Source organism: Bacillus sp. OTU2372 (assembly GCF_038440275.1).
Lineage (GTDB): Bacteria > Bacillota > Bacilli > Bacillales > Cytobacillaceae > Neobacillus > Neobacillus bataviensis_B.
The window spans coordinates 779,624-793,034 of the sequence record NZ_JASATK010000001.1; the positions used below are offsets into that span (position 1 = coordinate 779,624).

At 36.9% G+C, this 13,411-nt stretch carries 12 protein-coding genes; 10 read left to right on the forward strand and 2 right to left on the reverse strand.

The window, feature by feature from the left end; genetic code table 11:
* Nucleotides 1–64: 64 nt before the first annotated feature.
* Complete coding sequence (locus AAHB15_RS03775) at nucleotides 65–886, forward strand: STAS domain-containing protein (RefSeq protein ID WP_335573941.1); 822 nt, start codon at nucleotides 65–67, stop codon at nucleotides 884–886.
* Between the two features lie 220 nt (nucleotides 887–1,106).
* Nucleotides 1,107–1,310 (forward strand): hypothetical protein, encoded by a 204-nt coding sequence (locus tag AAHB15_RS03780; RefSeq protein ID WP_335573940.1) that lies wholly within the window; start codon nucleotides 1,107–1,109, stop codon nucleotides 1,308–1,310.
* Between the two features lie 159 nt (nucleotides 1,311–1,469).
* Here AAHB15_RS03780 and AAHB15_RS03785 read toward each other — a convergent pair whose 3' ends face one another.
* Nucleotides 1,470–1,616, reverse strand: coding sequence for a hypothetical protein (locus AAHB15_RS03785; RefSeq protein ID WP_186446342.1), 147 nt, complete (start codon nucleotides 1,614–1,616; stop codon nucleotides 1,470–1,472).
* A 464-nt stretch (nucleotides 1,617–2,080) separates the two neighbouring features.
* On the opposite strand from AAHB15_RS03785, the gene AAHB15_RS03790 reads away from it, so the two are divergent.
* Together AAHB15_RS03790 and AAHB15_RS03795 are read left to right on the forward strand one after the other, a co-directional pair.
* The gene (locus AAHB15_RS03790) at nucleotides 2,081–2,908 is read left to right on the forward strand and encodes an electron transfer flavoprotein subunit beta/FixA family protein (protein ID WP_335573939.1); all 828 of its coding nucleotides are present in this window, start codon (nucleotides 2,081–2,083) and stop codon (nucleotides 2,906–2,908) included.
* Nucleotides 2,909–3,943, forward strand: coding sequence for an electron transfer flavoprotein subunit alpha/FixB family protein (locus tag AAHB15_RS03795; protein WP_342041753.1), 1,035 nt, complete (start codon nucleotides 2,909–2,911; stop codon nucleotides 3,941–3,943). It begins immediately after the preceding gene.
* 126 nt (nucleotides 3,944–4,069) lie between these two features.
* Here AAHB15_RS03795 and AAHB15_RS03800 read toward each other — a convergent pair whose 3' ends face one another.
* Nucleotides 4,070–4,948 (reverse strand): AraC family transcriptional regulator, encoded by an 879-nt coding sequence (locus AAHB15_RS03800; RefSeq protein ID WP_342041754.1) that lies wholly within the window; start codon nucleotides 4,946–4,948, stop codon nucleotides 4,070–4,072.
* 257 nt (nucleotides 4,949–5,205) lie between these two features.
* Here AAHB15_RS03800 and AAHB15_RS03805 point away from each other — a divergent pair, with 257 nt between their 5' ends.
* The 6 genes from AAHB15_RS03805 (at nucleotide 5,206) to AAHB15_RS03830 (ending at nucleotide 13,411) form a co-directional block, all read left to right on the forward strand.
* Nucleotides 5,206–7,608 (forward strand): hypothetical protein, encoded by a 2,403-nt coding sequence (locus tag AAHB15_RS03805; RefSeq protein ID WP_335573936.1) that lies wholly within the window; start codon nucleotides 5,206–5,208, stop codon nucleotides 7,606–7,608.
* Nucleotides 7,609–7,613: 5 nt separating this feature from the next.
* Nucleotides 7,614–8,984 (forward strand): MFS transporter, encoded by a 1,371-nt coding sequence (locus AAHB15_RS03810; RefSeq protein WP_342041755.1) that lies wholly within the window; start codon nucleotides 7,614–7,616, stop codon nucleotides 8,982–8,984.
* A 339-nt stretch (nucleotides 8,985–9,323) separates the two neighbouring features.
* The gene (locus AAHB15_RS03815; RefSeq protein WP_186446341.1) at nucleotides 9,324–9,464 is read left to right on the forward strand and encodes a hypothetical protein; all 141 of its coding nucleotides are present in this window, start codon (nucleotides 9,324–9,326) and stop codon (nucleotides 9,462–9,464) included.
* Between the two features lie 8 nt (nucleotides 9,465–9,472).
* Nucleotides 9,473–11,149, forward strand: a complete 1,677-nt coding sequence (locus AAHB15_RS03820; RefSeq protein WP_335573934.1) for an ABC1 kinase family protein — start codon at nucleotides 9,473–9,475, stop codon at nucleotides 11,147–11,149.
* 247 nt (nucleotides 11,150–11,396) lie between these two features.
* Nucleotides 11,397–12,470, forward strand: coding sequence for a Wadjet anti-phage system protein JetD domain-containing protein (locus AAHB15_RS03825; RefSeq protein WP_335573933.1), 1,074 nt, complete (start codon nucleotides 11,397–11,399; stop codon nucleotides 12,468–12,470).
* Complete coding sequence (locus AAHB15_RS03830) at nucleotides 12,467–13,411, forward strand: hypothetical protein (protein WP_342041756.1); 945 nt, start codon at nucleotides 12,467–12,469, stop codon at nucleotides 13,409–13,411. Before AAHB15_RS03825 ends, AAHB15_RS03830 begins: the two co-directional genes overlap by 4 nt.

The following is a 13,411-nucleotide window of genomic DNA, read 5'->3' on the forward strand; positions in this document are numbered from 1 at the left end:
ACGGGTATTAACATGTAGATACCTCTGTGAAGTGTAGAAGAGACTTACCTTAGGAGGAGCAAAATTGGAAAAGTTCTATGATACTAAAAATATTTCGGAATATATCAACAATCATAAGGATGAATTTCAGGAGAAACTATTATCTGAGGCTGTCAATGTTGCCTCTAATATTGAGGGTATTTTAAAAGAGGGTAATATTGATTTATTGAAAAATGCTCAAAAGCTAGTTCTTTATGTTGTGGAAAATAGAAAAGATGACCTCATTGCTTTTGCTAATGAAGAAGGAATTGCATGGGCGAAACATTCGCTAACTCTTGCGTTCAAATTAGAATGGGTACATGCAATAAGACGTTCATTATGGTATTTTATCAAACTTTATGATCGAATAAATGCGAATATTAATTTTGTTGAAAATTTTTTCGAATTGGAAGAGAAGGTTAATGATGGAATTGATGAGTTTCTAAACTCGTTTTTCATTAGCTATTCACACTATAAAGATGAATTAATCCTTTCCCAAAGGAAATTAGTTGAACATCTTTCTGTACCGATCATACCAGTTAGCCAAACGGTAGCTGTATTGCCTTTGATTGGTACGTTTGATTCGTATCGCATGGAAATTATTGAAGAAAAAGTTTTAACAGATATATCAAAGTTGAGGCTTCTAACATTAATTATCGACTTATCAGGAATATCCGATATGGACGAAATAACCATTGCTCATTTTCAAAAAGTGTTGATTGGTATCACGTTGATGGGGGCTAAATCAGTTATAACCGGATTACGCCCAGAACTTGTTAGAAAAATGGTTCATTTAGGAATTGATCTAACTAGTTATACTGAAACAAAAGCAACCTTACAGCAAACATTAAATAATTATCTTGGTTAATATATACATATTTTTAACGGTTAGCGTTAAATAAGAATTTTTTTACCGGTTTGGATCACAAGGACCTAACCCCCTGACCGAAGTGGGAGGGATTCTTTAACCTCCTGATATTGGCTGCAGTAACCTGCGGCCCTTGTAAATGAGAAGAAGCGCTCATGATTATGGGTGCTTTTTTGTTATTTGGACACACTAAGGAAAAGAGGATTAGGTGGGATGTAAATTGTCCAATTGGATCTATTTACACATCATTAACACGAGCTGGTTTATATTATTTGGTATTTCGATGCCTGGTCTATTTGGATTATTTATTATTTACAAACTTTATATGCTTTCTAAAGAGCAAGCTGATCAAAGTAATCAAGACAATCAAGAAAATGAAGGGAATCAAAGTAATCAAGACGACGTTGCAGTATCAGAGCAATAGTACATTTATTAACTAGATTTCAGAGGTTTAAATTCTTTAAGAACTTATTCACACAAGCAATGGACGCAACCTTTTGACATTTGTTATAGGGTTGCGTTTTTGTCATCAAAACGGCTATCTAAGTATTACTAAACAGCCAAGAATATCTTGGCTGCTAGTTCAACGGTTATGTTCTGATTTATTCTTGCCAACGTTATCATTTGGTGAATCACCCGTTCCATTCTTACTCTTACTATTAGGTGTTCCAAATATTTGATTATCTTGAGTCACTTTGGCTCCCTCTAAAAAATCATCCTTTGTTTTCATTATATTCACCTCTTTTGGTTGGAATTAAGTTTCTAACAGGGATATTATCTGTTAAATCGATTGGAAACATACAGATTGGATACCTTGCTGAAACCTTCAATAATATTAGACAAACGGAAAAGACCATCTCGGTAAGATTAGTTATGATACCATTTAAAGCCATCATTATAATGATGGGACTTGTAGATCTACTTATTATCAAACATATAAACTTGATGTTGTTGAAAGTAGTTGTCACTATTCCCTATTACCTCACTATGATTCCTCCACTCGTACCGCTTTTTCTCAGTTTGAAAATTCATTAGCAACATTTGCATAGATATTTTGTCAGAAAATTCGCATGTTAGGACATCTTCTTTAATAAAGTAAATGTAAACGGGCGTAAAAAGGCTTTCAGCCGGAAAGTTTCATATTGCGGTAAGCAAAGGAACCATGTTCTTTTTTAATTAATAGGGAGGGGTTAAATGCTGCATATTGTAGCCTGTATCAAACAAGTACCTGACACCAAAATTATCAAGATGAACCCGAAAACAAACACGATGGATCGCAGGACGGCGCCTGCGATATTGAACCCGTATGATGCCCATGCTGTTGAAGAGGCAGTCCGTCTAAAGAATAGGTATGGGGGAATTGTATCTGTTGTAACAATGGGGCCGCCTCCAGCGGTGACCGCAATTAAAAAGTGTATTGAAATTGGAGCCGATGAAGGGTATCTAATCACCGACCGCCGGTTTGCAGGGGCGGATACATTGGCAACGAGCTATGCCGTGACAAAGGCGATTGAGAAAATAGGAAAACAACAGCCCGTAGATTTGATCATTTGCGGAAAAATGTCCATTGATGGAGATACCGGGCAAGTCGGACCCGGAATTGCACGAAGGCTCGATATTCCACCGCTGACTTCTGTGAACAAAGTAGTGGAAATTAATCGAGAAGAAGGATATGCAATTGTCCAACGCAAGTTGGAGGACGGATATGAAGTCGTAAGGTCTACATTGCCGTGTTTGTTTTCCGTTGAAAAAACAATCAATGAAGTGCCGTATTCTCCGTTTCCAAACATGATAAAGGCTGCCAGATATAAACCTCATATCTGGTCTGTTGATGACCTGGAAGAGGTAGATATAAAACAGCTTGGTTTGAAGGGATCTCCAACGATTGTCTCCAAAGTATGGGCTCCACAAAAGCCGGCAGGGGGAACGTTCCTTGAAGGCAACCCAATGGCACAAGTAGAGCAATTGCTCTCTGTCCTTTTTGAAAAGAAAGAACTGTTTGAAGCAAAGGAGGAAAACTAATTGGATCTCCGAGATTACAAAGGTGTTTGGGTATTCATTGAACAAAAAGATGAAGTCATTGCTTCCGTCTCCCTTGAATTATTAGGTGCCGGTAGAAAGCTGGCAGACAAACGGGGAGTCGAGTTGGCAGGTATTCTAATCGGGGAAAATGTTAAACATTTAACGAAGACTGTTTTTGAATATGGAGCAGATACAGTGTATGTATACGATCAACCCATCTTTAAACATTACCGGACCGAATCTTACATGAAGGCGCTTTTGGAATGCACGGATAAATATAAACCAGAAATTATCCTCTACGGGGCCACTTCAACAGGAAAAGACCTGGCGAGTGCGGTTGCCACCGATATGCCGACAGGTTTAACGGCGGATACGACGGAGCTGGATGTTGAAGAGGAAACAGGGTTACTATTAGCGAGCAGGCCGGCTTTTGGCGGAAATATTATGGCGACCATTCTATGTAAAAAATATCGGCCCCAAATGGCGACAGTACGTGCCAAAGTCATGAAGGCGCTGACCCCAGAGTCTGGGAGAACTGGCAAGATAATTGAAGAAACAATATCCCTAAAGGAAGAAGATATTCGGACAAAAGTTTTGGAAATTGTAAAGGATACGGTAAAGAAAGTAAGAATCGACGAAGCAGATATCATTGTTGCAGGTGGAAAAGGATTAGGGAGCTTCGAGGGATTTCAGTTAATACACCAATTGGCTGAAACACTTGGGGGAGCGGTTGGTGCAAGCAGGGACGTAGTGGAAGCGGGTTGGATTGAACATGCTCATCAAGTAGGGCAAACCGGTGTGACAGTAACGCCGAAAATTTATTTTGCAATAGGTATTTCCGGTGCAATTCAACATATAGTGGGAATGAAAAATTCCGGTTTAATTATTGCCATTAATAAGGACAAAGAAGCCCCTATTTTTCAAACCTGTCATTATGGTATTGTTGGCGATGCCTTTGAGATAGTCCCTATTTTAATCGAACAGTTTCAAAAGGCTTTATCCAGAGAGAAGGTAAGCAATACCAGCAAAGGTTGATAGTACGGTACCGGCTGGAATTTACCTTTTTATACTAAAATTTATATCATAAGAATCCCAGTTTAATAAAGTGGGATTCTTTTTTTATGAACAGTCAACCTAAAGTAAAAGGAAAAGTTTATTAATTCAACCTTTTCCTTTTACGTTCCTCATATGCAGTTTCCGATAGTTAAGTGGCGAAATACCATAAGTTTTTTTAAAAGCACTTGAAAAATAGGGGCCAAAACTGAAACCACACTGTTCTGCGATCGATTGAATGGAATAATTTGTTTTTAACAGCAAAATTCGTGCTTGCTCTAGACGATAAGTATTTAAATAATCTAGTGCAGTTACTTTATAGAATCTTTTCATATACTTAGCGATTGTGTTTTCATGAATATTAAATTGTTCTGCTAACATCGTATTTGTAATTGGCTTATGATAATGATCTCTTATAAATTGGGCCACTTTTTCTGAAATAATGTAACCACTATCCTTTGCCATTCCTTGAGACTCCAATAGATTGATGAGAGAAAAAAAACTAATCTGTATTTCCCAAAATGATAATTCTTTATTTTCATTCGTCGTAGCTAATAAAAGCTGATCTATTTTTTTGTGAATCTCCTCATAATCTACTAATTTACACTTTTTTTGTAACTGAAGGGTATAGCTGTGATTGTGAAAGTGTAAAGATGGGATTGGAATGTCTGATTTTAGTTTCCTCGGTTCATCACCTTCTGTATAGTAACTATTTGTATAGAAATGCAGCCAATAAAATTCTGTTTCTTCATCTGTCGGGCGGGTCGAAAAATGGTGCTTCAAAGGCAGTAATACTAACATTTCGTTTTTATTTACAGTAAAATCTTTCCCATTCTCCGTTAAGTAAAGCTTCCCCTTTTTTACAAAAATAATATCGAAATACTCCAAATCACTTCTATTCGGATGCGATGTCCCTTTTTCATATTTTGTGATATTCCCTTCTATAAAGATTGGGAAAGGAGGCACTGCAATCGACACGATTTCCATACAAATCACCTCTATTTTTTCATCCTCTAACATTTACTCTAAAGGCTTCCATATTTCAACATGTTCATTAGGAAAATTTTAAACCGTGTGAAATATCTTAAAAACTGATTAGAATACTTTATTTTCATTCCATCTATAGTTTGATATATTTTAGTAGCGGTTAACGCTTACAATTTATTATACCTTTAAATACTTATTAAAAACACAGTTAATTAACCGTTTTCTTTTAGTAAACTTTTGAAAAGGAGGTAATTTTTTTGGAGAATAAACAATTTAGATTAGAAATTTCACCGAGTGGAAATTTGACAAATTTAATATTAAAAGAGGATATTCATCAAATGAATTGGGTGATGAATTCATCATATCTTGACAATAGTGGATATGAAGAAAATGATAAATTGTTTGGAAATTTTTCTCTAAAAATAGATGGAAAAATACTAAGAAGTTTAGATATGTTCCCGACAATATCACGAGATGATGCACAAGCTACAGTCACTTATGCTTTTGAACAAATAGAAGTCAACATGAAGTACGATTTAACACATTCACAAGATCGTCTTGTTTGGAATATCACTCTAAAAAATCGTACAGAAAACGAATTGAATATTACAGATTTTGCAATATGGTCCTCTTTTTCGTATGTGATGTACCGTATCAATGATCTGAACTTACAAACAAATCATTCTGCTGCTGTCTTTCCTTCGATCTCACACGACTATTCTAAGTTGGCGTGTGTTCGCAGAAGTAATGAGGCACCCCATTTAGGGATGTATCAAACGAAGGGACAAACGTTATCAGTAGGTACTTATTGTTCGTATAATAATCTATTTTTCGAAAGCGTTTCCCCTTCTTTAGATGGGCTGCTATTTCATCAATTAATTCTAGCAGGAGGATATCCAGAGAAGTTCGAAAATGCCGATTGGTTACATGAAAAAAAGGGGTTTATTCTTCCAAGTTTAAGCGAAAAAGAATGGGAATACTCATTAGAGCCTTTTAAAAATCAAAGCGATTTTTATCTGATTGGACAAAAAAATTATGGTCATCCTATTTTTGATTTCGAACCACTTGCCATTGCGGACCAAAATTATAAATTAGCTTTCGAATTACCAAAAGATAAGGATTTAACCGATGCCTATTTCGAATATTTGGATGAGGCTGGTGAAAGAAAAAAAGAAAATATCTTTGCAGATATTAAACATGAAAAGGATAAACATCATGCTAACCTCATCTTCACTACACCTGGGGAGCATAAAATTACGATTGAAGTAGATAATCAAAATTATGATAGCGTTATCCTTAATGTAATGGAACCAATCAAAAGAACAATTGAAAATCGTTCCCACTATATTAGTAATGTGTTGTTTAATGGGGAAAACAGTGAAACCCCTTACAGTTACTCACCTATTTCCAATCAGGGTGAATCTTTAGGGAAATTAAGTCTAGTGTTAAAAAATAATCTATTAGGAACGACGAATGTCAAGGAAGTTCAAAAGGTAGAAGCAAGCTGCGTCTATTATATTCGTCAAAAGTGGTTCCAAAACGGTGATTTTACAAAACCAAACAAGTTATATGGTGATTTCTACCGTTGCATGGATTTCGAATATATTGCTCATGTCTTTTACCTTCTTTCACAGTTTGAAGAGAATATTTTACAGTTAAACCATCCGGATACTTACTTATCCTGGGCAGCTGACGTGTTCTCTTTACGGGTGAATCCTGATTTACATGATAACCACCGAGGAAAAGAAGAAGCAGGAATGTTAGGTGTGTTTTTCTTGTACATTGATGAATTAATGGAAGAGCTTAAAACTCGTGGACTAACGGAGAAATATGAGGAAATCAGTTCTTTATGGTTAAAGATCGCGCAGAATGTAGCTATTAATAGCAAAACTTATAAAGCGGCAGTTACTGAGCATTTCTATGATAATGCTGGATTTGGGCCTGCAACAGGAGCATTAGCTAAGACAAATCATTTCGATGCAGCCAAAAAATATGGGGAATTAGTCCTTGCAAATATCGGCTTTTCAAATGATTTCCGTGCGCAAAGCCCTGATCGCTGGTGGGAAGCCTTATCTTATATGATTCATTCCTTATGGGGAGGAGTGACAGCTGCAGCATGTTTAAAAACTTACGAAGAATTACATGATAGTCGATACTTAAAAGCTGCCTATCGTGCAACTATCGGTATTCTTTACTGCTATGATACAAATGCAAAAGCTACAGATACGAAACTAACAACTGGGGAAGCAGCTTCAACCTATAGTATTGCAGGACCTCATATCAATAGGCCTGACTTATCTCGAAACAGATTCGGCCAGTCGACTTTCTATAGAGATGGGGAAATCTTTACTCGTTTATTTACGAAAGAAGAAGAAACGGCTGATTGGGACATGGGCGAAGAACTAGTTGCCTATTTAGATGGATTTGGAAAGAAGACATTCCTATATGAAGAAAATGGAATCGTTTCCATTGTGAATGGCTCTATCGAAGAGACTGACGAAGGACTTTTAATTACTAGTTATGCACCTTACCCGACTGAATATCATTTCTATGACAAAAATTTACATTTTGTTTCAAAAGATGGGGAAACTATTCCACAAGTTTTATTAGTAGATGGGGAATTTAAAATAAAAAAAGAAGAATTACTTACTAGGGAGTGAGATGAATGATGGAGGGAAACACAGCGAAAAAATTAGAAATCGGTATAAATGAAGAGACTAACTCCAAATTGACTTTAAAACGAGTATTAGCTTACGCTAGTACAGACACGGCTGGTAATTTACTATATTGTACACTTACTAGTTTTATTATGTATTTTTATACGGATGTTTTTGGGATTTCGATCGCTTCAGCCGGATTAATTCTGCTTATTGCGCGTATCTTTGACGCTTTGGATGCACCTATTTGGGGATTAATAATAGACCACACACGAACAAAATGGGGGAAAAATCGTCCGTATTGGCTATGGCTATCCGTTCCTTTTGGGCTCATGGTATTTTTAGCTTTTTTAGCTCCAGATTTGTCAGCTAGTGCCAAGTTTACCTATGCTTTAATCACTTACATTCTTGCTGGAGTCGTCTATACAGGTATTGGAACACCTATCACTGCGATTTTACCAAATTTAACAAATAACTCTACTGAACGTGTTCGTTTAAATTCTTGGAGAAGTAATGGTGGAATGATTGGTTATTTAATTACTGCTTCATTCACTTTACCACTTGTCGAGATTTTTGGTAAAGGAAATGATAAATTCGGTTTTCAAGTCACCGTAGGCATTTACGCCGTGATTGCGATTGCCTTACTGCTATTTGCTTTTGCTGGAACGAAAGAAATCAATACAAAAAGTATCAAATCGATTCCTATTAAGCAAAGCTTCGGAGCAGTGAAGGGAAATTGGCCTTGGATTACTTTGGTTCTTGCTTTTATCTTCTATTGGTTAGGTAATACAGCTAGAACTTCAACAGTTATATATTATTCAGAATATAATCTTGGTAATAAAAACTTAGCATCCATCTTAAACGGGCTTGTCGTTTTTCAAATGGTATCGATCACGATTCTCCCATTTATTGTTAAAAGATTTCTGAAAACGCATACCCAGATCATAGGATTTGCGATTGCGGCCATAGGCCAAGTTATTATTGCTTTTGCTGGAAGTAGTGCATCGATGATAATCTTTGGATGGGTAGTAGCATCTCTTGGAACGGGTATTGCTGTAACATTACCATTTGCCATGTTATCTGATACGGTTGATTACGGAGAATGGAAAACAGGTATTCGTGCAAGCGGATTCTTAAATGCCATCGGCAGCTCGTTCTGTATCAAATTAGGATCTGGATTAGGCAGTTTTATCCCTTCTATCATTATGGAAAAAGCAGGCTATGTGGCAAATGAAACTCAATCGGCTAATTCTTTAGCTGCAATTAAATTTTGCTTTACCTGGTTGCCAGCTATCTTCTTTATTGTTGGAGCGATTATCATGCTGAACTACACCAAATACGAAAAGAATGAAGCAAATGTGCGCAATCAGTTGTCATAGGGGACGGTTTTCTGTTCTAATTTGAACCAAATTCTCGGAAAGAATTTGATACAAATTTGCAAGTATAATTTCACTTTTTCTTTACTAGTTTTACCTTAAGACATGAGAATAGAAAAAAAACAGACAGAATTTTATTATTTCTGTCTGTTTTTTATGCAGCTACTGGGCATTACCAAACATCAGAGATGGATACTTTGCGGCACTCCCCATCGGTTGTGTGAAGATAAAAGGGGAGGGATGGAGCCTTCCAACTTTATTAATTTTAATACTTCTTTTATGATATACCTCCTCCATTTAAGGGTATGGAATAGTAAAACATTCTTAAGGAGGAATCTATTAATGCAAGAACTATTTAACTATGGTTTTCTATTTGGGCTTGGAGATAATTTATATGGAAAAGATAAACAGGGTGATCAAGTGAAGAATAGGATTGAAAAAGGGATGTTAATCAATAACAAAACAAACGTAGAACAGATATAGGTGGCAGGATGGGGACAAATGGAATTAGACGTTTGAATCGATATAGAGAAATTGTTTCTTTGTTGGTTAAACATGGGTTTGGTTACATCGTCCAAGAAGTGGGTTTAACCGATACCCTTACGTTAAAAGACCGGCTAATAGCAGATTTTAAACAAGGAAATTCGCAGGAAATGGGATACCGCTTACGCCATTTATTAGAGGAGCTTGGCCCGACGTTTATTAAGTTAGGCCAGCTCCTTAGTATTAGGAGTGACTTATTACCAGTAGAAGTGATTCGTGAATTGGAACTTCTTCAGGATCATGTCAATCAAGTTTCAATTAATGAGATTAAGGATAAAATCCAGCTCGAATTCGGACAGGCGGTGGAGGATATATTTGTTCGCTTTAATGAAATACCCGTCGGGTCTGCTTCCATCGGCCAAGTTCATGAAGCGCTACTGCCAACCGGCCAGGAGGTAATGGTAAAGATACAGCGGCCCAAAATAAAAGAAACGGTTTTTGCGGACCTTGAAATAATAAAGGACCTATCTAAGATGATGGAAAACCACTACGATTGGGCCGAACATTACCATATAACAGATTTGATGGATGAGCTGTCAGAATCGATCAAAAATGAACTGGATTACATGGAGGAAGGCCGGAATACCGAAACAATTCAGCTTCAATTTGAAAACCATAACGGCATAAAAGTCCCCGAAATTTATTGGGAGTACACTACAGCCGAAATACTTACTATGGAACGGATCGATGGAATAAAAATTACCGAGATCCAGCAGCTTAACCTAACTCCGGAGGAAAAAAGACAGATTGCTGATAGGTTAGTAGAATCGTTTGTTACCCAAATTTTAAGGGATGGTTTCTTTCATGGAGACCCTCATCCTGGTAACATTCACTACATTCCTAAAACGAAGCAGCTCGGTTTTATAGATTTAGGGCAGATAGGCAGGCTATCTTCGAGAAAAAGATATGATGTAACTACATTAATGATCGGTCTAATGAATGAAGATACTGATTTAATCGTGAAGGCCATGTACAGACTTACCTATGTCCCAACATCCGTTGATAATAAACGATTTTACGATGATATTGACAGAGTCAGCAAAAAATTCAGCCATACCCCTTTAGGCGAATGGAATTTTGGTTTGACAATTAACGAACTCTTCTCGATTTCACATAACCATCAGATTTATATACCAACAGACTTCATGATGCTGGGAAAAACGTTAATAACGTTAGAGGGAATTATTTCAGTTATAGATCCTTCATTAAACTTGCTTGAACTGGCCAAGCCGTACGCTCAACAACTATTGGTAGAACGCTATAATCCTGTCAAATTTGGAAAAAGGCTTTGTAACGATGCAGAGGATATGGCTGAAAGCTTTACGAAAATTCCTGGCCAGCTGGAGGAAGTTCTTCAGAAAACTTCCGAAGGGGATTTAAAGGTGAAAATTAGTGTACATGAGCTTGATGATATTTTTACAAAAATTGATCGCTTAAGCAACAAATTTTCGTTTAGTTTAACACTGCTCGCCTTTAGTATCGTGGTATTGGGCTTAATCGTTGGGGCCACCTTCGGAACCAACACTATTCTAACCAGTATACACGCACTCGAAGTTGGCTTTGTAATTGCATTCTTAATGTTTTTATGGATTATTTATTCCATTATTAAAACAGGCCGCTTTTAACTTCTCTTCTTTGAATTAAATTCCCCGGGAAGGTTCACTTCCCGGGGAATTTTAAGACCAGTGAAGGAGCAGAGGAGTTGTCTTATGACCGCTTTTTTGGATTAAACATGAATTAAGCACGGAGTAAGCTGTTAATTTTTTAGAAAAAATCCATTTACCTGCAATAACACATTTAGTTTATAATATAAGGATGCCCAAATTTGATAGTAGGAGTCAATTTCCTACGACACTTAGTAGATTTAAGAAGGTGATTACAATCAATATCATTGAAACAAGGGTGAGAAGTTTTATTGAAGATATCCAACACCCTAAACAAAAAAAGAAAATAAATATTAATGATTTAGAAATTCAGTTGCGTAAGCTTTTGGATGATTATTTTGAAATGGATGGTTACTCGTTGTTTTATCGTACAATCGAAACATTGCAAGCTGAGGGACAACTGACCCCTATTACAAATAATCAATACAATGGAAGGACACCGGCGCTTGCCTTATACTACTGGGTTAATATTAAAGCGCAGGCAGCCAAATGGGATCGTCTCGCGATGATGAAACTAGGAGATCTGTTTGATTTTTCCTATTATGAACGGCATCCCGAATGGCAAACGGTAGAGGAATGGAGTCGAATCCAGAATCTTTATACTTTTCTAAAGTCCAGTCAGGAACGGGAAATCGTGTCAGTTGAAGAAAGAAGCCTCGAACTCTTTGGTCATGAAAAATTTTTGCTAGATGAAGATAGTTTCCCAGAAGGAAAAGGTTTTTTAGCTAGAATTGGAGTTTTAGAAGAGCAACTAAAAATGTTGAACTACGGGGAGCCTTTTGTATTTTGGATGAAAGAAGGGAAAGAACTAAAAGATATTCAGCGGGTCCTAATTGTTGAAAATTTATCTTTCTTTCATACTTCCATCAAGTTATTGGAAGTAAATGAACTCGATTATGAACCTGAACTGATTATTTACGGTGAAGGGACTAAGATTGAACGGAGTTTCTCTTTTTTCTTCCGATTGTTTCCAACTAAACCCTATCTTTTCTATTACGCAGGAGACCTTGATGCCGCCGGATACGGTATTCTCATTCGCTTAATCGAAAAGTACCCAGATTGCTGTATCCAGCCCGCCTTGAAAATTTACCGCAAAATGCTTGATTGTCTAGAACAAAGGAATGACCAGAAAGTGGGCCAGACACAAAGCACCCAATACCGTGATCTATTTTTTCAATGGTTTACTGAAGAGGAGCAGGCGCTATTACGGCAATTATGGCAGGACAATAAACGAATAGCTCAAGAAGTATTAACAATCGAATCATGGAGGAGATGGAAGTGAACGAATCATGGGAAGGATTCGCCCAGCGTATGCAACGATTAAATCCACTATTTGAGCTCGGGAGGGGAATGGAAGTAGGGGAGCTGAAGCCCTATATCCAAACGATTCTCATGCAAGTGCTCCTCACCATCTTTTATCGAGAATTAAACGATGATGATCATAGACGGAAAGCAGATATCAAGTATATGGTGGGAGATTCCATTAAGCAAATGAGGCTCTTAGCAGACGATAAGCAAATTGAACGAATTACAAGTGGGCTTTTATATCAGGGAAAAGAAGAGTATAGTAAACCGTTTCAAGCCTTATATTACGATGAAATAAGACAATCTTGGGAAACTCAGGTCTTCCGCTATGTCACAATGGACGAATTATATACGAATCTAGAGATCGGCGGGTCTATTGTTTATAAACTCACGGATGTAGCTCAGGAAATGATTTTTATGAGCAGGGAAATGGCTGAGGAGTTCTCCATCACAATTGAACAACTCTATAGTATGCAGCTGATTAAAAACGGTAATTTCCGAAAAGCTACTCGAAACCTCGATCACCTCATTTCACGAGTAAACCGCTTAATGGCAAATGAATTTACCTTTCAAAAGGAAATGATTAACAATCCCAAAATCTTATTGATGGAAGAAGAATGGCAAAGGGCCGACAATCGTGTTGAAATTGAAAAGCAATTTGAAGAAGAAAAAAATCACTTCCGTACAATCACTAGTATGATAGAAAAAACAAAAAGAAGGAATGAAAAAGATGATTTGATTCAGAAGGAACTCATTCTTCTTCAAGAAAAAATTGGCCATACAAGGCAATTGCATGATCGTTTTGCTAAGCTAGTTATTCAGAATATTTCCTATGAGATGAAATTAAAAGCGGAAAACCCTTCATTGTTCTGGGAAAACAGCTTGGTTTCATTTCGTGAGCATTTTTATGAAAATTAG

Excerpts from the sequence above, each read along its gene's own strand:
- AAHB15_RS03785 (WP_186446342.1), bottom strand. The coding sequence starts at position 1,616 with ATGAAAACAAAGGATGATTTTTTAGAGGGAGCCAAAGTGACTCAAGAT.
- AAHB15_RS03790 (WP_335573939.1), top strand. The coding sequence starts at position 2,081 with ATGCTGCATATTGTAGCCTGTATCAAACAAGTACCTGACACCAAAATT.
- AAHB15_RS03800 (WP_342041754.1), bottom strand. The coding sequence starts at position 4,948 with ATGGAAATCGTGTCGATTGCAGTGCCTCCTTTCCCAATCTTTATAGAA.
- AAHB15_RS03810 (WP_342041755.1), top strand. The coding sequence starts at position 7,614 with ATGATGGAGGGAAACACAGCGAAAAAATTAGAAATCGGTATAAATGAA.
- AAHB15_RS03815 (WP_186446341.1), top strand. The coding sequence starts at position 9,324 with ATGCAAGAACTATTTAACTATGGTTTTCTATTTGGGCTTGGAGATAAT.
- AAHB15_RS03820 (WP_335573934.1), top strand. The coding sequence starts at position 9,473 with ATGGGGACAAATGGAATTAGACGTTTGAATCGATATAGAGAAATTGTT.